The following is a 22731-nucleotide window of genomic DNA, read 5'->3' on the forward strand; positions in this document are numbered from 1 at the left end:
AGTAACTTGACTAAATTAGTCATATATGATCGAGCAATTCCCGGGCTGTCAACCATGCCGGCCGCACCAATCAATTAATGGAGGACCGCTGCATGAAGAGCCTTTCCACATTGCGACTAGCCCTGGTGGGCGGCGTCTTCGCCCTCGCTGGCGGGGCCAGCGCCATGGCGGCCGAACTGAACATCTACACCACGCGTGAGCCTGGGCTGATCCAGCCGCTGCTTGACGCCTTCACCGCCTCGAGCGGCGTCAAGGTCAATACAGTCTTTATGAAGGATGGTCTTGCGGAGCGTGTGGCCTCGGAAGGGGAAAGCTCACCTGCCGATATTCTCATGACGGTCGATGTCGGCAACCTCGCCGACCTGGCCGAAAAAGGCCTCACGCAGGCGGTCGAGTCCGATGTTCTGAAAGCCGCGGTCCCGGAGAACCTGCGTGACCCGGCCAACAACTGGTTTGCTCTGTCGATGCGGGCCCGCGTACTCTACGCGGCCAAGGATCTCGATCTTGCCGCGTTCAACTACGAGGACATGTCCGATCCAAAATGGAAGGGCAAGCTCTGCATCCGGTCCGGCCAGCATCCCTACAACACCGCTCTTTTCGCCGACTACATCGCACATCACGGCGCCGAGGCGACGGAAGCATGGCTTGCCGCCGTCAAGGGGAATCTCGCCCGCAAGGCGGGCGGCGGCGACCGCGATGTGGCCAAGGACATCCTCGGCGGCATTTGCCAGATAGGCATCGCCAATTCCTATTACGTCGGACTGATGCGCTCCGGCAAGGGCGGTGAGGAGCAGGTCGCCTGGGGCGACGCGATCAAGGTCGTCCTGCCAACGTTCAAGGATGGCGGCACGCAGGTCAACGTCAGCGGCGCGGCCGTCGCAAAGCATGCGCCGAACAAGGGTGAGGCGGTGAAGCTGCTGGAATATCTGGTCTCCGACGACGCCCAGAAACTCTATGCCAAGGCAAATTTCGAATACCCGGTCAAGGCCGGCGCTCCGATCGACCCGATCATCGCCTCATTAGGCGCGTTGAAGGTCGATCCCGTGCCGATGACGGAAATCGTCAAGCATCGCAAGCAGGCAAGCGAACTGGCCGAGAAGGTCGGCTTCGACAACTGATGGGCGATCCGGGCGTGGGCAGTGCTGCGCCCGGTGAACTCCCGATGTCGGATGTCGGCCTGCGTAAAGCCTCCACTCTGAAGGTCGCCCGATACAGGTCCGGGCGACTGTGGTTCATGGCGACCGCGCTTATCGCTTTGCTGGTGGCGATCCCGGTTCTCGCCCTTATCTGGCAGGCGCTGCGGGGATCGAGCGGGCTCTGGCCGCATCTCCTCGCTTATGTGCTGCCGCAGGCCTTCCAGCAGACCACGGCGCTGCTCGTCGGCGTCGGTGTCGTCGTCACGCTTCTTGGCACCTCGACGGCCTGGCTTGTCACCGCCTATGACTTTCCCGGCCGCAGGTTTCTCGAATGGGCGCTGCTCCTCCCGCTCGCGGTGCCGACTTACATAATCGCCTACGTCTATCTCGATCTTCTCCATCCGATCGGCTTGGTCCAGGGTGCGGTCAGAGCGGCCCTTGGCTACACCAGCCCACACGAATTCCGCCTTCCCGACATCCGGTCGACGGCCGGCTGCATCGTGCTGCTCGGCTTCGTGCTCTACCCCTATGTCTACCTGACGACGCGGGCGATGTTTCTCACCCAAGCGGCCAATCTGGTCGAGGTGTCGCGCACGCTTGGAAGTGGCCGAGGCGGCGTCTTGTGGCGCGTTGCGCTGCCGCTGGCGCGCCCGGCGATCGCTGTCGGCGTCAGCCTCGCGCTGATGGAGGCGCTGAACGACATCGGTGCCTCGGAATTCCTGGGCGTGAAGACACTGACGGTCTCGGTCTACACGACATGGGTGACGCGGTCCGACCTGCCGGGCGCGGCGCAGATTGCGCTCGCCATGCTGTCATTGGTGGTCGCGCTCGTCACCATCGAGCGTTGGGCGCGTCGTCGTCAGCGTTATTGGTCGAGCGCACAAAAGGCGCGGAGTTTCACACCGCATCGTCTCGGCACCGTTTCCGGTCTGGTCGTTTTTGCACTCGGCCTCTTGCCGGTGTTCATCGGGTTCATCGCCCCGGCGAGCTACCTTGTCGTCGAGGCGTGGAAACGCGTCCGTTTCGCAGGACTGTCGCCCCGGCTTTTGTCGGAAACGCTCAATACCGTCACCCTGTCGGCCATGGCTACGCTCGCAATCCTGCTCTTCGGCGTGGTTATCGCCTATACGGCGCGCTCGCTTCCCGGCCGCATCACGGCGGCTTTGCAGCGGATTTCCTCGGTCGGCTATGCGATGCCCGGCACCGTGGTGGCCATAGGAATATTGTTGCCCGTCGCGGCGCTCGATCAGATGATCGACCGAGCCGCGCTCGCATGGCTGGGCGCGCCAACCGGCCTGCTGCTGATCGGGTCCGGAGCAGCGCTCGGCTACGCCTATGTCGCACGCTTCCTGGCGATTGCGGTCGGTTCGGTCGAGGCGGGCTTCAGCCGCATTCCGCGCTCGTTCGATCACGCCGCGTGCAGCCTCGGCCAGAATGTGACTGGCACATTCCGGCATATTCATCTGCCGCTTTCGAAACCGTCGCTCGTCGCTGCGGGCTTGCTCGTGTTTGTCGATTGCATGAAGGAATTGCCGGCGACGCTTCTGTTGAGGCCGCTTAATTTCGAGACGCTGGCGACGCATCTCTACGGCGAGGCGGCGCGCGGGACCTACGAGGAAGCGTCGATCGCCGCACTTGCCATAGTTCTCGTCGGCACCTTGCCTGTCGCTATTCTTGCTCGTGTTGGACGATGGAAATCCTGAGTGTGCCCGGCCTTAACAGTCTCGCTGGCACCTAAAGCGCGTCTGTTAGCTGACGCATCCACGATAAACCGTAAGGGCTCCACGCCTGTCGGATCGCGTCAATGCCCTCGATTTTGAAATCAGGGGCTCTGCTGCCTTCACGATTTCGAAAAATCGGTCAAGTTTGGCCACCTAGCCATATTGTCAGCTAAACAGAAGGGCTTAAAATCATTCATCGAACACCTACATGTCGAACGCGCATGGGGATTCGAAAAGGCAGGGTTACGTGACGACAGGTTTGACTGCCACAACAGATGTGGTGCGGATGCAAAACGGCAGCGACGGCAACGAGACCGGTCGCGGCACGGCCGTCATCACGCGCACCAAAACCAAGACCAAGAAGCCTAGCCTTTACCGGGTCCTCATTCTCAACGACGACTACACGCCCATGGAATTCGTGGTTCATGTGCTGGAGCGTTTTTTCCAGAAGGACCGTGAAGCCGCCACACGCATCATGCTTCATGTTCACAATCATGGAGTGGGCGAGTGCGGGGTCTATACATTCGAGGTGGCCGAGACCAAAGTGTCTCAGGTCATGGATTTCGCCCGACAGAATCAGCATCCGCTGCAATGCGTGATGGAGAAGAAGTGAGGTAACATGCCGGCTTTCTCCCAAGGCCTGGAAAAGGCGCTTCACCAGGCGCTGACGCTCGCCAATGAGCGGCACCACGAATACGCAACCCTTGAACATTTGCTGCTCGCGCTCATCGACGACACCGAGGCGGCCGCGGTCATGCGTGCCTGCAACGTCGATCTCGACGAGTTGAAGCATACGGTTCTCACCTACATCGACACCGAGCTCGACAATCTCGTTACCGGCTATGACGAGGATTCCAAGCCGACGGCCGGTTTCCAGCGCGTCATCCAGCGCGCGGTGATCCATGTGCAGTCGTCCGGCCGCGAGGAAGTCTCCGGCGCCAACGTGCTCGTTGCCATCTTCGCCGAGCGCGAGAGCCATGCCGCCTATTTCCTGCAAGAGCAGCAGATGACCCGCTACGACGCGGTCAACTACATCTCGCATGGCATCGCCAAGCGGCCCGGCGCATCCGAGACGCGGTCGCCGCGCGGCGCCGATGACGAGCAGGGCCAGAGCGGCGCCGAGCCGCAAGAGGACGGCGGCAAGAAAAAGCAGCAGCAGGACGCGCTGACCGCCTATTGCGTCAATCTGAACAACAAGGCCAAGGCCGGCAAGATCGATCCGCTGATCGGCCGCGAGTCCGAGATCAACCGCACCATCCAGGTGCTGTGCCGCCGTTCCAAGAACAATCCGCTCTATGTCGGCGACCCCGGCGTCGGCAAGACGGCGATCGCCGAGGGCCTCGCCAAGCGCATCGTCGAGGGCGACGTGCCGGAAGTGCTGCACAACGCCACCATCTTCGCGCTCGACATGGGGACATTGCTGGCCGGCACCCGCTATCGCGGTGATTTCGAGGAGCGGCTGAAGCAGGTCGTCAAGGAGCTCGAGGACTATCCGGGCGCGGTTCTGTTCATCGACGAGATCCACACCGTGATCGGGGCAGGGGCGACGTCTGGCGGCGCCATGGATGCGTCGAACCTGTTGAAGCCGGCGCTGTCGTCCGGAACGATCCGCTGCATCGGCTCGACCACTTACAAGGAGTTCCGCCAGTTCTTCGAGAAGGACCGCGCCTTGGTGCGGCGCTTCCAGAAGATCGACGTCAACGAACCGACCATCGAGGACGCCATCGAGATCATGAAGGGTCTCAAGCCGTATTTCGAGGAATTCCACAAGGTTCGCTACACGTCTGAGGCGATCAAGGCTTCGGTTGAACTGTCGGCGCGCTACATCAACGACCGCAAGCTGCCGGACAAGGCGATCGACGTGATCGACGAGACCGGCGCCTCGCAGATGCTGTTGCCGGAGGCCAAGCGCAAGAAGACCATCGGCATCAAGGAGATCGAAGCGACGATCGCCACCATCGCCCGCATTCCGCCGAAGACGGTTTCCGCCGACGACGAGAAGGTGCTGGCCGGTCTCGACGTCGAGCTGAAGCGCGTCGTCTACGGTCAGGACACCGCGATCACGGCGTTGACCTCGGCGATCAAGCTGGCGCGGGCCGGCCTGCGCGAACCGGAGAAGCCGATCGGCTCCTACCTGTTCTCGGGGCCAACCGGCGTCGGCAAGACCGAAGTGGCAAAGCAGCTCGCCGCCTCGCTCGGTGTCGAGCTGATCCGCTTCGACATGTCCGAATATATGGAACGCCACACCGTCTCACGGCTGATCGGCGCGCCTCCCGGCTATGTCGGCTTCGACCAGGGCGGCCTGTTGACCGACGGCGTCGACCAGCATCCGCATTGCGTGCTGTTGCTGGACGAGGTCGAGAAGGCGCATCCGGATCTGTTCAACATCCTGTTGCAGGTCATGGACCATGGCAAGCTGACCGACCACAACGGCAAGCAGATCGACTTCCGCAATGTCATCCTGATCATGACCACCAATGCGGGCGCCTCGGATGCGCAGCGCGCGGCTATCGGTTTCGGCTCGACCAAGCGCGAAGGCGACGATGTCGAGGCGATCAACCGGCTGTTCACGCCGGAGTTCCGCAACCGTCTCGATGCGATCATCCCGTTCGGATCGCTGCCGGTGCCGGTCATCCACCAGGTGGTGCAGAAGTTCGTCATGCAGCTCGAGGCCCAGCTCTCCGAGCGTGGCGTCACCTTCGACCTGTCGCAGGAGGCGATCGCCTGGCTGGCCGAGAAGGGCTATGACGAGCGCATGGGAGCACGGCCGCTCGGCCGCGTCATCCAGGAGCACATCAAGAAGCCGTTGGCCGACGAGGTGCTGTTCGGCAAGCTCAAGAAGGGCGGCACGGTGCGTGTCACCGTCGACAAGAAAGAGACCGGCGAAACCGGGCTGAAGCTCGAGTCGCTCGCCGACGAGGCGCCGGTCAAGCCGAAGAAGGAAGAACCGGACGACACGCCGAAACCCAGGAAAGCTGCCGGCAAGAAGCCGGCCGCGAAAAAGGCGGTCGCGCAGAAGGCGGAGCCCAAGGGCAAGGATGGCGGCAAGCGCAGCCTGGTGCCGCAACTGCCCCGCAAGGGGTGATGGCCTAAAAGCTAAAAAGCCCCGGAAACGGGGGTTTTTTGCTTCGAGGCGCTGGTGGGTGGCCGGACGCGCGACGCCCGGCGTCAGTTTGCCAGCGCCGTCCGTATCTTGCCGGCGTTCTCAGCCAACACTTCCGGCTTCTCCATCTGCCCGCTATGCGGCTTCAAAGGGATGCCCTCGAAGCGTGGAATGACATGGACATGGAGGTGGTAGACGGTCTGGCCCGAAGCGGGCTCGTTGAACTGCAGGATGGTGACGCCATCGGCGCCGAAGGCCTTCTTCACCGCCACCGCTACCTTTTGCACGACGGCGAAGAGTGGGCCGAACGTTCCCGGATCTGCGTCAAGCAGGTTGCGCGACGGCGCCTTCGGCACAACCAGCGTATGACCCGGCCCTTGCGGCATCACATCCATGAAGGCGACAACCGCGTCATCTTCATAGACGCTATGTGACGGGATTTCACCGCGCAGGATTTTCGCGAAGATATTGTTGCTGTCGTAGGTGGTTTTTTCGGCCATGGCGTGCGCTCCGGATTGTGTCTTGCTCCTACCGCATCGACCCGACAATCGGAATCGATTTTCGGAAAGTACGATGCTTTAGAGCGTACTTTGTGCGTCCAATTGGACGCACGTCGCTCCAACTAATCGTCCGCCAGATCCTTGCGGAACGGGGTGCGCTCTTCGAGATAGCCGGCCATCCGCTCCACCTCGCGGCGCTCGCGCCTGAGATAGTCGGCGACCGCGTTACGCAAGCCGGGATGCGCAATGTAATGCGCCGAATGCGTGGTCACCGGCCTGTAGCCGCGCGCCAGCTTGTGCTCGCCTTGCGCGCCGGCTTCGACCACCTTCAGCTTACGGTCGATCGCGAAGTCGATCGCCTGGTGATAGCAGACCTCGAAATGCAGGAAGGGATGGTCTTCGATGCAGCCCCAGTTGCGCCCGTAGAGCGCATCGGAACCGATGAAATTGATAGCGCCGGCAATGTAGCGTCCATTGCGCTTGGCCATCACAAGCAGGATGTCGTCGGCCATGCGCTCGCCGATCATCGAGAAAAACTCGCGGCTGAGATAGGGCCGCCCCCATTTCCTGCTGCCGGTATCCATGTAGAAGGCAAAGAAGTCGTCCCAGACCCTTTCGGTCAGGTCCTTGCCGGTCAGCCAGTCGATCGAGATGCCGTGAGCGAGCGCCTCGCGCCGCTCCTTCCTCATCGCCTTGCGCTTGCGCGATGCCAGAGTGGCGAGAAAATCGTCGTAGGTCGAATAGCCCTCATTGAAGAAGTGGAACTGCTGGTCGGTGCGGTGCAGGAAGCCCGCCGCTTCCAGCGCCTCGACATCCCTCAGCTGCGCGAAGGTCACGTGCGCGGAGGAAACGCCGAGCTTGTCGGTCACCGCCTTCAGGCCGGCTGCCAAGCCGGCCTTCACGGCGCGACTGTCCTCGCCCTTGTTGACCAGCAGGCGAGGGCCGGTGACCGGCGTGAACGGCACGGCGCATTGCAGTTTTGGATAGTAACGCCCGCCGGCGCGCTCGAACGCGTCCGACCAGCCGTGATCGAAAACATATTCGCCCTGGCTGTGCGATTTCAGGTAGCAGGGAATGGCACCGAGCAGCTTTCCCTGCGCTGTCTCGAGCCTGAGATGATGGCCCTGCCAGCCGGTGCGCCGCACGGCGCAGCCAGAATCCTCAAGAGAGCTCAGAAAAGCGAATGAAACGAGCGGGTTGTAGCCGTTTTCTGTGTCGCCGCATGAGGTCCCGCCGAGGCCATCCCATTCAGCGCAGGTGAAGGCTCCGATGCCGGAGGCAACCCGGATCGAATACGCCCCATTCGCCGTTTGCCCGTCGCCTTCATCGCCTTGATCCATGAAGCCTATTTAAGCTCCGTGCCGGTCCATGCAAGCTCGGTTCATGCGACCTGCACAAGATCCGGCTCAAATCCTTCGAACGTCATCTGGTCGGCATATCTGAAGGTCAGGTCGACCGCCGGTTGGTCGAGCACGGTCCAGGTGATGACCGGCATTTTGAGCCTTTCGCGCACAAAACTGACAAACCGGTTCGGCAGGTCGCCTGCGGCGTAGGAGGTGAAGGCGATGTCGTGCGCCAGCATGGCGAAATGCGCCTCGATCAGCTTGACTTCGTTGCCATAAGCGGTCAGCCCGCCCGGAATGCCGGGCGCGTGTTTCGGGAAGTCGCGGATCAGCCAGTGGTCGAACGACATGATCGCCGCCTTGCCCCTGTAGTTCTTGAGCATCTTGCCGACGCTTTCCACCAAGCCTTCGTCACGGGCGGGAACCCCTTTCAGCTCGATGACCACCGGCACGCGACCATCGACCAGGTCGAGGGCCTGCTGCAGCGTCGGCAGACGATCTGATGTGCCGCCGATCTTGAGGGCCGTCATTTCTGCTGCCGTGCGCTGCCAGACGAAACCGTCCTGGCCGGTCAGCCGCTTCAGATCGCTATCGTGGATGATCACCGGGATGCGGTCTGACGACAGATGCACATCGCATTCGATCGCATAGCCGCGTTCAGCCGCAGCGGCAAAGGCGGAAAGCGTGTTCTCCCAGCGCGTCTTGTTCATGTCGTGGAGGCCGCGATGGGCAATCGGTCGGGCGGTCAGCCAGGAAAGGTCGGTCATGCCGGGCTCATTCGACTTCGAAGATGGCTTCGATTTCCACTGCGGCATTAAGCGGCAGGGAGGCGGCACCGACGGCGGCGCGGGCATGCTTGCCGGGATCGCCGAGCACTGCAACCAGAAGATCCGAGGCGCCGTTGGCAACCAGGTGCTGCTCGAAAAAATCCGGCGCCGAGGCGACGAAGACGGTGATCTTCACCACGCGGCGGATTTTCTCGAGATCGCCAAGTGCCGCCTTGGCCTGCGCCAATATGTTAATCGCGCAGTATTTTGCCGCTTCCTGGCCAGTTGCGATGTCGACATCGCGGTCGAGCAGGCCGCTCGCCTGCAGCTTGCCCTCGCTGAGCGGCAGCTGTCCGGCGATGAACAGCAGATTGCCTGACCTGCAATAGGGCACGTAATTGGCGGCGGGCGCGGCAGCGACCGGAAGCGTCACACCGAGATCGCTTAGCCGCTTTTCGATTGTTTCACTCATGGTAATTCCCTATTGCTTGATGACGCTGCGCAGGCCGGGCCGAAATTGCAATTTTTGCCTCGCTTCCGCCACGACTTTTTTTAAGCTGGACCCTCTTTCCCTGCGGCCTGCCATCAGGCGCGATGATCGGAGCCCCTCATGCGCGCAACACGCCTCGCATTCCACGCTGTCCTGCTGCCAGCGGTGTTCTCGATGGCGCCGGCTTTTGCCGTACCGGCGCTGCAGGCGCATCGCGCGGTTTACGATCTGACCCTGGACAAGGCCTCCGACCGCTCCGGCATCACCGGCATTTCCGGCCGCATGGTCTACGAGTTCAACGGCTCGCCTTGCGAAGGCTATACGGTGAAGTTCCGTTTCGTCACCCAGATCGTCACCAACGAGAATACAAGGCTGACCGACCAGCAGACGACCACTTTCGAGGACGCCGAAGGCGAGACCTTCTCGTTCGTGACAAAATCCTTCGTCGACCAGAATCTCGACAAGGAGGTCAAGGGCACCGCGACGAAGGAGACAAACGGCCTCAAGGTCGACATCGACAAGCCGGAGCAGAGCAGCGTCGAACTGCCGGCCACACAGTTTCCGACGCAGCATCTGGTCGAACTGATCGACAAGGCCGAAAAGGGCGAAAATTTCTACGAAACCAACCTGTTCGACGGTTCGGAAGATGCCAACAAGGTGATGACCACCACCGTCGTCGTCGGCAAGAAAACCGATGCCGACAAGACCGATCCGGAAGTGCCGGCACTGGCAAAACTCGCCACCGACAAATACTGGCCAGTCGACATCGCCTATTTCGACAGCACCGACAAGTCGGGCGAGGAGGTGCCGGAATACCGGATCAGCTTCAAGCTGCATGAGAACGGCATCACGCGCGACCTCCTCATGGACTACAACGACTTCTCGATGACCGGCAAGCTGGTCAATCTTTCGCTGTTCGATCAGACGAAACCCTGTCCGCCGAAATAGAGCCTGGGGTTAGCCACGCCGCAAGGCGGCGGCGAATGACTTGAACACGCCGCAATTGCATTTCAACCTCTACGCCGAGGGATCGATCGGGGGGTGGGTTGAGCAAAATCGATGTGTTCGTGGCGCCGACGCCCAATCCGGCGCTGATCAGGATCATGACTGTCGTCAACCGGGTCGTCATGCTGCGTGGCATTCCCGGGTTTCGCGACCTGTTGCCGTTCAACCGCGTGGCCGGATTGCGCGGAGTCGCCAATGTCCGCCATATCGACTTCCCCGACGACGACCGGCAGCGGCTGAAGGCCTGTTGCGGCGCAGGCAAGGCGACGTTCATCACGCCCAACCATCCGGAATTCTTCACCGACTGGATGATCGACAAGGAGATCGTCTCGCGGGTCAGTCCGCTCGCGGCATCCTGGGCCACGCATGGTGTCGTCAACGGCCTCGGCCGGATCATGCAGAAATTCTGGCTGGCCAACAATCTGATCGCCCAGATACCCGGCAACAGCGGTGCTGCCAAGGAACACTCGATCGCCTGGGCGCTGAAAGGGCATGGTGTTCTCTTGCATCCCGAAGGCGGCGTCGGCTGGCATGCCAATGTCGTCGGTCCGCTTCTCCCGGGGGCGGTCGAGATGGGGTTCGAAGCGCTCAAACGCGGTCGCGCCATAGATCAGGATTTCGAAGTCTGGATCGCGCCGGTTGTCTGGAAGCTTGCCTTCACCAAAAATGTCGAGCCGGCGCTGGCGCAGGAATGCGCCTATATCGAGAAAAGCCTGAAGATCGAGCGTGGTGCCGCCGATACGCTGCCGGAGCGCGTCCACCATATCTATGCGACGCTGCTGTCGCGCGATGAGATTGTCTGCGACATGGCGCCCGACGAGCGGGCTTCGTACGCTACGCGTCAGAAGCTATTGCTGCTCGAATTGAGCCGGCGCCTGGGGGAGGGTATTTCGGCCGATCCCGGCGCCAGCGAGATCGCCGAGCTTTTGCGCCGGTCGCGCCGCTGGCTGCGGGAAGGTACCGGCGACGCCGAGCGACAAAAACAGATCCGCTCGCTGGCGGACACGATCCAGCGTCTCCAACGCGTCGGACCGTGGGCCTCAGCCAATCCGCGCATCACGCAAGAGGAGATCGCAGAGCATATGAAGCGTATCCGCAACGATTATTGCAAGGGCACGCTGCGCGACACGGTCAATCGCTTCGTGCCGCAACCGGCCGGGCCGCGCTGCGCGCATATCCGGGTGCCGGAGCCGTTGGGATTGCACCCCTATCCTGGCTCGATCGGCAATGCGCTTGCCGAACTGCACAGCCGCATGCAGGCGGCGGTCACCACGACCGTGGCCGAACTCGAAGCCGCCGGCAGCTTCATTTTCTATCCGAATCCCTTCTATCATCGCTAGCATTGGCATCGCTAACGTTGGATCTCGGCTGCGGGTGAACTGCGGCTCCGCTGGTCGGCGCAAGATGAAGGAGTGCGGCAAGCCTCATGGCGGTCTATGTCGACGCGGCGATCTGGAAGTGGGTCGGCCACCGCTGGTGTCACCTGCTGGCCGACAATACCGACGAGTTGCATCGTTTTGCAGCACAGCTCGGCGTCAAGCGCTCGTCCTATCAGGGGCCGCCGAAGACATCGGCGCCGCATTATGACATAACCGGCTTCGAGCGCGACCGCGCGGTGCGGCTAGGCGCCATCGAATGCAGCCGCGAGGAGATCGTTGCTGTTTTCCGGCGGGTCCGCGTGCCGAAGGGGAAGATACGACCATAGCCCCGGTGCGCTGATCGCCGCACGCTGAGCCGCAAGACACCGCTTACGACACAAGACACCGCAGCGCTTGCGTTTGCCGCGCAACCCCTCTATATGCGCGCTCATTCCACACACGGACTTTGGTGTCTGCCCGGGAGAAATCCGGCTGAAACCTCCGGTGGCGTTCGAGGACAAAGTCCAGAAATGCCTGTGTCCGTGGAGGCTAACCGGAAAAGGACATAAGAATGGCTCTGCCTGATTTCAGCATGCGCCAGCTTTTGGAAGCTGGCATTCACTTCGGCCACCAGACCCACCGCTGGAACCCGAAGATGGCGCCCTATATCTATGGTGCCCGCAACAACATCCACATCATCGACCTCTCGCAGACGGTGCCGCTGCTGCACCAGGCGCTGAAGCAGGTTTCCGACACCGTCGCCAAGGGTGGCCGCGTGCTGTTCGTCGGCACCAAACGCCAGGCGTCCGATATCGTTGCCGACGCCGCACAGCGTTCGGCCCAGTACTATGTCAACTCCCGCTGGCTCGGCGGCATGATGACCAACTGGAAAACGATCTCGAACTCCATCCAGCGCCTGCGCAAGCTTGACGAGATGCTGGCTGGCGAGGCCCAGGGGCTCACTAAGAAGGAGCGCCTCAACCTCGACCGCGAGCGCGAGAAGCTCGACAAGGCGCTGGGCGGCATCAAGGACATGGGCTCGACGCCCGACCTGATGTTCGTGATCGACACCAACAAGGAAGCGATCGCCATCCTCGAGGCCAAGCGTCTCGGCATCCCGGTCGTCGCCATCATCGATTCCAACTGCGACCCGGACAAGATCGATTTCCCGATTCCGGGCAATGACGACGCGGCCCGCGCCATCCAGCTCTATTGCGATCTGATCGCCAAGGCTGCAATCGACGGCATTGCTCGCCAGCAGGGCGCGCTTGGCGTCGACGTCGGCGCTTTGGCCGAGGCTCCGATCGAGCCGGCACTCGAGCCGACACCGACCGCCGAGACACCGGCCGCCCAGACACCGGAAGCGTAACATCGAAGGCCGGTTTCGGCCTTCATCTTTCTCATATTTTGGCGCACTAAGCGCTGGCGCCAGGCGCATCATCGAGGACCGGTGGTGCGTCGGTGCATTTTAAACGAAGAGGCGACAATGAGCATTTCGGCTGCACAGGTCAAAGAACTCCGCGACTTGACCGGCGCGGGCATGATGGACTGCAAGATGGCGTTGAACGAGACCAACGGCAACATGGAAGAGGCCGTCGACTGGCTGCGCAAGAAGGGCATCTCCAAGGCCGACAAGAAGGCCGGCCGTACCGCGGCCGAAGGCCTCATCGGCGTCGATTCCGGCGTGCGTGAGGCGGCGGTCGTCGAGGTCAATTCCGAGACCGACTTCGTTGCCCGCAACGCTGCCTTCCAGGAGATCGTCGCCAACGTCGCCAAGGTGGCGCTCGCCTATGGCGGCAAGACCGAGGCCGTCGCAGCCGCCCCGTATCCGGGTTCCGACAAGTCGGTCGCCGACACCATCAAGGACGCTGTCGGCACCATTGGCGAGAATCTTGGCTTCCGCCGTTCGGCCAAGCTCACCGTCGAGCAGGGCGCCGTCGCAACCTACGTCCACAACGCGGTTGCCGACGGCCTTGGCAAGCTCGGCGTGCTGGTCGCCATCGAGACGTCAGGCAACGCGCAGACCGCCAACGCCTTTGCGCGTCAGGTCGCCATGCATGTCGCCGCCACCAACCCGATGGCGCTGACGACGGAAGAACTCGATCCGGCGGCGGTCGAGCGCGAGAAGGCGATCTTCGCCGATCAGGCGCGCCAGTCCGGCAAGCCGGAAGCGATAATCGAGAAGATGGTCGAGGGCCGCCTGCGCAAGTTCTACGAAGAGGTCGTGCTGCTCAAGCAGGCTTTCGTGCTCAATCCCGACATCACCGTCGAGAAGGCGCTGCAGGATGCCGAGAAGGAAATCGGCGCACCGGCCAAGATCACTGCCTATCTGCGCTTCGCGCTCGGCGAGGGCATCGAGAAGGACGAGACCGATTTTGCGGCGGAAGTCGCGGCGGCGGTCAAGAAGTAAAACGCACTCTATCTTTCTGAAAAGACTTTACGGCCGGGTGTTCGCGAGGATGCCCGGCCGATTTCTTGCGCGGTATCGATGAAGGCCAGGCGTCGGCGACAGGCCAGCTGGCTATCTGCTCATGCCCGGATCTGCTCATGCAAGGATCTACTCGCGCAAGTTGCATTTGCCGGTGTAAGCCAATGGCTGGAAGAGCGTTTACCGGTTCCGGCGCCGCGTGACATCGCAGCGCCCTTCGTGTATCGGAACGCCAATGTTTCGGGGCAACGCCTGCGCGGGGAAGCCGCCCCGGGGCGCGTCACACGTATAATGATGAGGACCAGATGACGGTGAAGCCCCTCTACCGACGTGTCTTGCTGAAAGCGTCGGGCGAAGCGCTGATGGGTGAGCAGCATTTCGGCATCGACGTGTCGGTGGTCGATCGCATCGCCGCCGACATCGCCGAGGCCCGTACCCTGGGCATCGAGGTCGGGGTCGTCATCGGCGGCGGCAACATCTTTCGCGGCGTGGCCGTTGCCTCCAAGGGCGGAGATCGCGTCACCGGCGACCACATGGGCATGCTCGCCACCGTCATCAACTCGCTAGCGCTGCGCACCTCGCTGAACAAGATCGGCGTCGATGCGGTGGTGCTGTCTGCAATCGCCATGCCTGAACTTTGCGAGAGCTTTTCGCAGCGCCAGGCGACCGCCTATATGAACCAGGGCAAGGTCGTCATCTTTGCCGGCGGCACTGGCAATCCGTTCTTCACCACCGATTCGGCCGCGGCGCTGCGCGCGGCGGAAATCGGCGCCGACGCGCTGTTCAAGGGCACCCAGGTCGACGGCGTCTATTCCGCCGATCCCAAGAAGGACCCGCATGCGACCCGCTTCGAGCGCATCAGCCATGGCGAAGTCATAAAACGCGGTCTTTCGATCATGGATACGGCCGCGATTGCACTTGCGCGCGAAAACAACATTCCGATAATCGTCTATTCGATCCACGAGAAGGGTGGTTTCGGTGATATTCTGAGGGGCGGCGGCCGTTGCACGGTCGTCACGGACGACTGATCGGGAGCCCGATCCCGAACCGAAGGTTTTCCGTAGGCGAAAAACGGGAACCGGTTTTCGGATCGAGGCTTGAATACGGGTTACCCTGAAGTGAACCCGGCTAACGGGTCGAGGAGACGATGATGAGTGGCGAATACGATGATCTCAAACGGCGCATGGACGGGGCGATCGCTGCGTTCAAGCACGATCTGGCTTCGCTGCGGACCGGCCGCGCTTCGAGCAACCTGCTCGACGCGATCCAGGTGCAGGCCTATGGCACTACCATGCCGATCAACCAGGTAGCAAACGTGTCGGTGCCGGAGCCGCGCATGATTTCGGTTTCGGTCTGGGACAAGTCGATGGTCGGCGCGGTCGATCGCGCCATCCGCGAATCCAATCTCGGCTTCAATCCGATCGTCGACGGCACCAATCTCAGAATTCCACTGCCCGAGCTCAACGAACAGCGCCGCAAGGAATTGGTCAAGATCTCGCATGGTTATGCCGAGAATGCGCGCATCGCCGTGCGCCACGTGCGCCGGGACGGCATGGAGTTTCTCAAAAAGGCGGAAAAGGACGGCGATATCAGCGAGGACGATCATCGCAAGCGGTCCGACCAGGTCCAAAAGCTCACCGACGAGATGATCGGCACCATCGACCATCTGCTTTCCGATAAGGAAGCTGAAATCATGCAGGTTTAGGGTCTGGCCACTGCTGGCTCGAAAGCGAGAACATGACAAGCCCCGCGCATGTCGCGATCATCATGGACGGAAACGGACGCTGGGCCAAGGCGCGTGGCTTGCCACGGCTTGCTGGGCATCGTGCCGGCGTCGAGGCGCTGCGCAACACGGTGCGCGCTGCTCCTGGCCTTGGCATCTCGTTCCTGACCGTCTACGCCTTCTCGTCGGAAAACTGGTCGCGGCCGAAGTCCGAAGTCAGCGACCTGATGGGCCTGTTGAAAATCTTCATCCGCCGCGACCTCGCCGAACTGCACCAAAATGGCGTGCGGGTCAGGATCATCGGCGACAGGGCAGGGCTGCAGCCTGACATCAGGAGCCTGCTTGAAGAGGCCGAAACGCTGACCGTCCGCAACGACGCGCTGACCCTGGTCATCGCTTTCAACTATGGCGGGCGCGACGAGATCGTGCGCACCGCGCGCAAGCTTGCCGCGGCGGTGGCGCGCGGCGAGCTCGACAGCGAGGCGATCACGGCCGAATCCTTTGCCGGCTCGCTCGACACCCAGGGTATTCCGGATCCGGAACTGGTCATCCGCACCAGCGGTGAGCTCAGGCTGTCGAATTTCCTTCTGTGGCAAGCGGCTTACAGCGAACTTGTCTTCCTGCCTTGCTTCTGGCCCGATTTCAGCCGCGAGCATTTGGCTGACGCATTGCGCGACTTTGCCGGTCGCGAGCGCCGTTTCGGCGGGCTTGGCGCTGAAGACGTCCCCGTGACAGCCAAGGGATGAGCAACCTTCAGCTTCGCGTTATTTCTGCCGTCGTGCTTGCGGTCGTCACGCTCGGCCTGACCTGGCTCGGCGGACTGCCCTTCCGGCTGCTTTGCGCCGCCATGACGATCCTGATCTTCTACGAATGGACGCGAATGTGCCGCCCGGTCGCCGCCACGGGTCTTGGTCTTCTGCCGGAAGCGCTGCTTCTGGTTTTCGTCGGCGCCTTGGTCGCCGGCCTGCCGGCGTCCTGGCTGCTGCTTCTTGTGGCGGTGATGGTCGTTGCCACCGTGGCCGTGGCTTCGATGCGCCAGCCTTCGACGGGCCAGCCTTCGGTGCACCAGCCTTCGATGCATCAAACGGGACAGTGGGACGCGTCCGGCCTTGCCTATGCCGCCATTGCCGGACTGTCACTTGCTCTTTTGCGCGACGGCGACCATCCCGGCCTCGTCGCCATTCTCTTCCTGTTCGCGGTGGTTTGGGCGACCGACATAGCAGCTTATTTCGTCGGCCGCGCTGTCGGCGGGCCGAAGCTGGCGCCGTCGATCTCACCTGGCAAGACGCAGAGCGGCGCACTCGGCGGCGCTGTCGGCGGCGTGGTTGCCGGGCTGCTTCTGGCCGCTGCGGCCGGAGCCGGCAATCTGGCAGTGCTCGGCGTCGTCGCGCTGGTGCTTTCGCTCGTCTCCCAGGCTGGCGACCTTTTTGAATCATGGGTGAAGCGGCGCCACAACCGCAAGGATTCGGGCACGCTGATACCGGGCCATGGCGGCGTCATGGACCGGGTCGACGGGCTTGTCGCGGCGGCTTTCGCCCTGTACGTCATCGGCTGGATTTCGGCGACCGCCGACCATCCGGCACAGGGGCTGTTTCCAGCTTGATCGGCATTGATTGCGGGCCTGGTTTCTTGACCCTGCGCAGGATGCGCCATGGATTCGCCTGGATTGATGCCACAGTCGCGGTACCACCGTGCTGCGGACGAATTTTGAGGACATGAGTTGAACGAGATTCTTCACGCGGTTTTCAGCACGGAGGGCTTTGTCCTCGGCACGCTGGTGCCTTTCCTGTTCGTGCTGACCGTCGTCGTGTTCGTTCACGAGATGGGCCATTATCTCGTCGGCCGCTGGTGCGGCATCGGCGTGAAGGTCTTTTCGATCGGCTTCGGCCCGGAACTCTTCGGCTTTAATGACAGCCATGGCACGCGCTGGAAACTCTGCGCCATACCACTCGGCGGCTACGTCAAATTCGTCGGCGACATGAACGCCACCTCGAGCCAGCCGAGCTCGGAGGAGATCGAAACGCTGACGGCTGCCGAACGCAAGATTGCGTTTCACACGCAGCCGGTCTGGAAGCGCGCGGCGACCGTGGTGGCCGGTCCGCTGTTCAATTTCCTGCTGACGATCGTCGTCTTCGCGGTGCTGTTTTCCGCCTATGGCCGCCCGGTGCTGGAGCCGATGGTGGCCGAGGTCACCGCCGACAGTCCGGCGGCCGGGGCCGGCATCCTGCCCGGCGACCGATTCGTCAGCGTCGACGGCCGCAAGGTCCAGACCTTCGCCGATGTCCAGCGCCGGGTCTCGGGCCGCGGCGGCGACCCCATCACCTTCGTCATGCTGCGCGACGGCAAGGAGATCACCGTCACGGCGACGCCACGGTTGATGGAACAGGAAGACGCGCTGGGCAACAAGGTCAACGTGGCCGTGATCGGCGTCGTCAACAACCAGGAATTCGGCCAACCCCGCCTGATCACCTACAGCCCGGTCGGAGCGGTTGGGGCGGCGGTCGAGGAAACCGGCCACATCATCCAGGCTACCGGCCAGTTCCTGCAGCGTTTCGTCGTCGGTCGCGAAGACAAGTGCCAGCTGGGCGGCCCGATCAAGATCGCAAAAATGTCGGGGCAGGCGGCAAAACTCGGTTTCAACTGGCTTGTGCAACTTGTTGCCCTGCTGTCGGTCGGGATCGGTATTCTCAACCTCTTGCCGATTCCCCCGCTCGACGGCGGCCATCTCCTGTTCTACGGCGTTGAGGCCGTCATTCGGCGGCCGGTGTCGGAACGGATGATGGAGATGGGCTACAGGGCTGGCCTGCTTCTCGTCTTGGCCTTCATGGGGTTCGTTTTCTGGAACGATCTGTTTGGATGCTGAAATCATGAAGAAATTTGGCTTCAGCACAGCCAATGTTGAGACGCCGTTTACCATGCGTGGGGATATGCGTGACGCGAAAGCCACGCAATTCGGTTAAGTAAATACAAATTAACCAGGAGCCTTGCGTGTAGGGAAAATCCGGTTAATACGGTAGGGGAAATTACCGCACGTCCGGTTTTCTCGCCGTGGGGACTTCGAGAAAAGGTACAAAAGCCCGATGAAGGCATCCAAGTTTCTGAGCGCCGCGTCCGCGGTGGCCCTGTCCGCCGCCCTGGTCGTACCAGGTGCGGTCGCAGTGCAGTTCGTTGCCACATCGGCGGCCGAGGCCGCTGTTGTTTCAAGAGTTGAAGTCAGCGGCAATCAGCGCGTCGACGCCGACACGATCCGCAACTACGTCACGATCAAGCCCGGCAAGGCCTTTTCCAGCGCCGATATCGACGAGGCGGTCAAGGCGCTGTTCGGCACCGGGCTGTTCTCGGACGTCCAGATCAACCAGGTCGGTTCGACGCTGGTCATCAAGGTTTCCGAATATCAGGTCGTGAACCAGGTGCTGTTCCAGGGCAACAAGAAGCTCAAGGATAACGCCCTCGCGGCCGCGGTCCAGTTGAAGCCGCGTGGAACGTTCTCGCAGCAGGCGCTCGATGCCGATGTCGAAGCGGTCAAGGCCGCCTACAGGCGTATCGGCCGCGACGACGCCGCCGTGACCACCCAGATCATGGATCTCGGCGACAACCGCGTGAACGTGATCTTCAACATCAATGAAGGCGGCCGCACGCAGATCGCCGCGATCAATTTCGTCGGCAACAGCGCCTATTCGAGCCGCCGCCTGTCCGACGTCATCTCGACCAAGCGCTCGACCATCCTGTCGTTCGTGCTGCGCGATGACGTCTATGACGAAGACAAGCTGCGCGCCGACCAGGAGTTGCTGCGCCGTTTCTATTACAATCACGGCTATGCCGACTTCCAGGTGATTTCCGCGGTCGGCGAACTCGACGAAACCACCAATAAATACACGGTGACCATCACCGTGCAGGAGGGCGACCGCTACACCTTCGGCGACGTCAGCGTCGAGAGCACGATTCCCGAGGTCGACCCCGCATCGCTGCAGTCGGTGGTCGAAACCCACAAGGGCGATGTCTACAACGCCGAGAACGTCGAAGACACCATCATCGCATTAACCGAGAGGGTCGCCGGTTCCGGCTACCCCTTCGCCCAGGTGACGCCGCGCGGCGACCGCAATTTCGAGAACCACACCATTTCAGTGGTCTATACGATCGACCAGGGCACCAAGGCCTATGTCGAGCGCATCGAGATTCGCGGCAACGACCGGACACGCGACTTTGTCATTCGCCGCGAATTCGACGTGAGTGAGGGCGATGCCTTCAACCAGGTTCTCATCCAGCGCGCGAAGAAACGGCTGGAAGCGCTCGATTTTTTTGAGAAAGTCGAGGTTTCGACCGTGCCAGGCTCTGAGCCGGATCAGGTGGTGCTGGTGGTCGACGTGGTCGAGAAATCGACCGGCGAGTTCTCCGTCGGCGCCGGCTATTCGACAGGCGGCGACACCGACGGCCCATCCATCGAAGGATCGATCACCGAGCGCAACTTCCTCGGACGCGGCCAGTTCATCAAGCTATCGGCGGGCGGCGGCAAGAATTCACGTGACTACAGCTTCTCCTTCACCGAGCCCTATTTCCTCGGGCGGCGTATCGCTGCCGGTTTCGATGTCTTCCACCGGACCAGGGAATACGACGACTACCAGAGCGAGACGACGGGCGCGACAGTGCGCTTCGGCCTGCCGATCACCGACGACATCTCGACGCAGTTGGCGTATAATATCTCGCAGGAGAAGTATGAGCTCGACGATGGCTGCGATCCCAACGCCGGGTGCGAGGTCTCTACGGCTATCCTAAACGGCATTGAGGAAAGCCCGTGGCTCAAGTCGTCGGTCAGTCTCGCCCTGGTCTACAACACCATCGACGACATGAAGAGCCCGCATGAAGGCATCTTCGCCAATGTCACCACGGAATTCGCCGGCCTCGGCGGCGACGCCAAATTCGTCAAGGTGACAGCGCGTGGCACCGTTTACCAGACATTGTCTGAGCAGCTTGATCTGGTTGGTTTGATTGCGGGTGGAGCGGGCCATATCCAGGGCTACGGCAGCGACGACGACCTGCGCATCTTCGACCATTTCCAGAGCAGCGACCGTATGATCCGCGGCTTCGCCTATGGCGGCATCGGTCCTGTCGACGACCAGGGCTTTGACGACCATCTCGGTGGCACCACCTATTTCAACGCCTCGGCGGAAGCCCAGTTTCCGATGCCGGTGATTCCGGAGAGCTTCGGCCTGCGCGGCGCGGTCTTTGCCGATGCGGCGACACTTTATGGCAACGATGTGGCGGGTGTCGATCCATCGACAACCGGGATGGAGTGGCGCGCCTCGGTCGGTCTCGGCATGATGTGGGCGTCGCCCTTTGGCCCGATCCGCATCGACTATGCGATCCCGGTCCTCAAGGAGGACACCGACGACGTGCAGGAATTCAACTTCGGCATATCGTCCCGCTTCTGATCGGCGGGCAACGATACTTCCGGGCCGTAGGGGTCCGGAAGAGAATAATTCGACACTACAGCGCGGCGCCTCCTCTTGGACGCGCAAAGCACGCTGTAGGACTTTGATTTTGCGCATGATTTTTTCCGAAAATCGATTCCGATTTTCGGGGTCATGCGCTAGCTGGATATAGCTTCTGGAATGACCGATCCGGTGTTCTTCGCGCCATCACGCCGGTATACGGCTGGCGAAGTCGCGAATCTGACCGGCTCGGTGCTTGTCGATTCCGACCTCTCCGATAAATCGATCGAAGCCCTGGCGCCGGCAAGCGAAGGCGGCGAGCGCGCTCTTGTCTTTGTCGATGGCAGACGCAACTTCACGCTGATGCAATCGCTGCGAGCAGCGGCGGTTCTCTGCCCTGCCGAATTTGCCGGCAAAGCGCCGGCGGGTATCGCGGTTCTGATCCATCCGCGCCCGCAACAGGCTTTCGCGATGGTTGGTCGCCTGCTTTTCCCGGCGGCTGCGACACCGGCGCCGATGACCGGCGAAACCGGTATCTCGCCGCATGCCCATATCGATCCATCGGCGCGTGTCGAGGCCGGCACGATCGTCGAGGCCGGCGCGATCATCGGCCCTCGCGCTTCTATCGGCAGCGGAACCGTCATTGCTCCTCATGCCGTTATCGGTCCGTCCTGCCAGTTCGGCCGCGACGGCTATGTCGGTCCAGGCGCCAGCATCCAGTACGCGCTGATCGGCAACCGCGTCATCATTCATGGCGGCGCCCGCATCGGCCAGGACGGTTTTGGCTTCGTCGCCGGCGCCAAGGGCCCGGAGCGCGTGCCGCAAATCGGCAGGGTCGTTATCCAGGACGACGTCGAGATCGGCTCCAATACCACGGTCGATCGTGGCGCCATGTCCGACACGATTATCGGTCAAGGCACCAAGATCGACAATCTGGTCCAGATCGCTCATAACGTCCGCATCGGCCGCAATTGCATAATCGCCGGCCTTTCGGGCATTTCCGGTTCCGTAACGGTGGGCGACAACGTCACCATGGGTGGCGGTGTCGGTCTTGCGGATCACCTGACGGTAGGGACAGGGGCCAAGCTTGCTGCAAGAAGCGGGTTCATGAGCAACGTCCCCGCGGGCGAGATTTGGGGAGGGTACCCGGCGCAGCCGATGGCGGAAGCCATGCGGGAGATCGCGGCTCTGCGAAGACTGGCCAGGGCGCGCAAATCGGGCGACGGAGGGAAGAGCTGAGATGGTTGCGGCGACGACGCTCGAGGCGGTCGACATATTGGGGCTGATGAAGCTCCTGCCGCATCGCTATCCGTTCCTGATGATCGACCGCATCATCGATATCGATGGCGACGAGTCCGCCACCGGCATCAAGAACGTGACAATAAACGAGCCGCATTTCCAAGGTCATTTCCCGGATCAGCCGGTCATGCCCGGCGTGCTGATCGTCGAGGCGATGGCGCAGACGGCCGGCGCCATCTGCATCCGCAGCCTCGGTATCGAAAGAAATCCTGGCGCCGAAAAACCGTCGCTGGTCTATTTCCTGACTATCGACAATGCCAAATTCCGTAAACCGGTGGTTCCCGGCGACCAGTTGAAGATCCATGTGAAGAAAATCAAGAAACGCGGCAACCTCCTCAAATTCGCCTGCGAGGCCCTGGTCGACGGCGTCAAGGCCGCGGAAGCCGAGATCTCGGCGATGATGGTCACGAGCGACTGACGATCGAATGC

At 61.9% G+C, this 22731-nt stretch carries 21 protein-coding genes; 17 read left to right on the plus strand and 4 right to left on the minus strand.

Annotated elements, in window-relative coordinates; genetic code table 11:
• Positions 1–92 precede the first annotated feature (92 nt).
• The 4 genes from BQ8794_RS33835 (at position 93) to clpA (ending at position 5942) form a co-directional block, all read left to right on the plus strand.
• Entirely contained in the window at positions 93–1118 is a 1026-nt protein-coding gene (locus tag BQ8794_RS33835; protein ID WP_077384154.1) for an extracellular solute-binding protein, read from the plus strand.
• Positions 1119–1234: 116 nt separating this feature from the next.
• Positions 1235–2839: an ABC transporter permease gene (locus BQ8794_RS33840; protein WP_244555190.1), complete on the plus strand. Its 1605-nt coding sequence runs from the start codon at positions 1235–1237 to the stop codon at positions 2837–2839.
• A gap of 304 nt (positions 2840–3143) precedes the next feature.
• Positions 3144–3470, plus strand: coding sequence for an ATP-dependent Clp protease adapter ClpS (gene clpS / locus BQ8794_RS33845; RefSeq protein ID WP_023801212.1), 327 nt, complete (start codon positions 3144–3146; stop codon positions 3468–3470).
• Positions 3471–3476: 6 nt separating this feature from the next.
• Positions 3477–5942, plus strand: a complete 2466-nt coding sequence (gene clpA, locus BQ8794_RS33850; RefSeq protein ID WP_077384071.1) for an ATP-dependent Clp protease ATP-binding subunit ClpA — start codon at positions 3477–3479, stop codon at positions 5940–5942.
• A gap of 83 nt (positions 5943–6025) precedes the next feature.
• Here the strand turns inward: clpA and BQ8794_RS33855 are convergent, their stop codons facing one another.
• The 4 genes from BQ8794_RS33855 to BQ8794_RS33870 all read right to left on the minus strand — a co-directional run bounded on the left by BQ8794_RS33855 (position 6026) and on the right by BQ8794_RS33870 (position 9042).
• Complete coding sequence (locus BQ8794_RS33855) at positions 6026–6460, minus strand: HIT family protein (protein ID WP_077384072.1); 435 nt, start codon at positions 6458–6460, stop codon at positions 6026–6028.
• A gap of 122 nt (positions 6461–6582) precedes the next feature.
• On the minus strand, positions 6583–7800 hold the full coding sequence (locus BQ8794_RS33860; protein WP_077384073.1) for a GNAT family N-acetyltransferase: 1218 nt from the start codon (positions 7798–7800) through the stop codon (positions 6583–6585).
• 41 nt (positions 7801–7841) lie between these two features.
• Complete coding sequence (locus BQ8794_RS33865) at positions 7842–8570, minus strand: glycerophosphodiester phosphodiesterase (protein ID WP_077384074.1); 729 nt, start codon at positions 8568–8570, stop codon at positions 7842–7844.
• Positions 8571–8577: 7 nt separating this feature from the next.
• Complete coding sequence (locus BQ8794_RS33870; protein ID WP_077384075.1) at positions 8578–9042, minus strand: RidA family protein; 465 nt, start codon at positions 9040–9042, stop codon at positions 8578–8580.
• A gap of 138 nt (positions 9043–9180) precedes the next feature.
• Between BQ8794_RS33870 and BQ8794_RS33875 the strand changes: the two genes are divergently transcribed.
• From BQ8794_RS33875 to fabZ, 13 genes are all read left to right on the plus strand, one after another.
• Positions 9181–10008 carry a cell envelope integrity EipB family protein gene (locus BQ8794_RS33875; RefSeq protein WP_077384076.1) on the plus strand — a complete coding sequence of 276 codons (828 nt, stop codon included), beginning with the start codon at positions 9181–9183 and terminating at the stop codon, positions 10006–10008.
• A 98-nt stretch (positions 10009–10106) separates the two neighbouring features.
• Entirely contained in the window at positions 10107–11405 is a 1299-nt protein-coding gene (locus BQ8794_RS33880; protein WP_077384077.1) for a lysophospholipid acyltransferase family protein, read from the plus strand.
• A gap of 86 nt (positions 11406–11491) precedes the next feature.
• On the plus strand, positions 11492–11770 hold the full coding sequence (locus BQ8794_RS33885; protein ID WP_077384078.1) for a DUF4031 domain-containing protein: 279 nt from the start codon (positions 11492–11494) through the stop codon (positions 11768–11770).
• Positions 11771–11994: 224 nt separating this feature from the next.
• Positions 11995–12792 (plus strand): 30S ribosomal protein S2, encoded by a 798-nt coding sequence (rpsB, locus tag BQ8794_RS33890; RefSeq protein WP_077384079.1) that lies wholly within the window; start codon positions 11995–11997, stop codon positions 12790–12792.
• A gap of 117 nt (positions 12793–12909) precedes the next feature.
• On the plus strand, positions 12910–13833 hold the full coding sequence (gene tsf / locus BQ8794_RS33895) for a translation elongation factor Ts (RefSeq protein WP_077384080.1): 924 nt from the start codon (positions 12910–12912) through the stop codon (positions 13831–13833).
• A 323-nt stretch (positions 13834–14156) separates the two neighbouring features.
• Positions 14157–14879, plus strand: coding sequence for a UMP kinase (pyrH, locus tag BQ8794_RS33900; protein ID WP_023801221.1), 723 nt, complete (start codon positions 14157–14159; stop codon positions 14877–14879).
• A gap of 122 nt (positions 14880–15001) precedes the next feature.
• On the plus strand, positions 15002–15556 hold the full coding sequence (frr, locus tag BQ8794_RS33905; RefSeq protein ID WP_077384157.1) for a ribosome recycling factor: 555 nt from the start codon (positions 15002–15004) through the stop codon (positions 15554–15556).
• Positions 15557–15588: 32 nt separating this feature from the next.
• Positions 15589–16320, plus strand: coding sequence for an isoprenyl transferase (locus BQ8794_RS33910; protein WP_077384081.1), 732 nt, complete (start codon positions 15589–15591; stop codon positions 16318–16320).
• Positions 16317–17177 (plus strand): phosphatidate cytidylyltransferase, encoded by an 861-nt coding sequence (locus tag BQ8794_RS33915; protein ID WP_077384082.1) that lies wholly within the window; start codon positions 16317–16319, stop codon positions 17175–17177. The genes BQ8794_RS33910 and BQ8794_RS33915 overlap by 4 nt, the downstream gene beginning before the upstream one ends.
• Positions 17178–17294: 117 nt before the next feature.
• The gene (rseP, locus tag BQ8794_RS33920) at positions 17295–18437 is read left to right on the plus strand and encodes an RIP metalloprotease RseP (protein WP_077384083.1); all 1143 of its coding nucleotides are present in this window, start codon (positions 17295–17297) and stop codon (positions 18435–18437) included.
• Between the two features lie 217 nt (positions 18438–18654).
• Positions 18655–21003, plus strand: coding sequence for an outer membrane protein assembly factor BamA (gene bamA, locus BQ8794_RS33925; protein ID WP_077384084.1), 2349 nt, complete (start codon positions 18655–18657; stop codon positions 21001–21003).
• A gap of 180 nt (positions 21004–21183) precedes the next feature.
• Complete coding sequence (lpxD, locus tag BQ8794_RS33930) at positions 21184–22242, plus strand: UDP-3-O-(3-hydroxymyristoyl)glucosamine N-acyltransferase (RefSeq protein ID WP_077384085.1); 1059 nt, start codon at positions 21184–21186, stop codon at positions 22240–22242.
• Between the two features lies 1 nt (position 22243).
• Entirely contained in the window at positions 22244–22720 is a 477-nt protein-coding gene (gene fabZ / locus BQ8794_RS33935) for a 3-hydroxyacyl-ACP dehydratase FabZ (protein ID WP_077384086.1), read from the plus strand.
• Positions 22721–22731: the final 11 nt, after the last annotated feature.

This window comes from Mesorhizobium prunaredense (assembly GCF_900156895.1).
Lineage (GTDB): Bacteria > Pseudomonadota > Alphaproteobacteria > Rhizobiales > Rhizobiaceae > Mesorhizobium > Mesorhizobium prunaredense.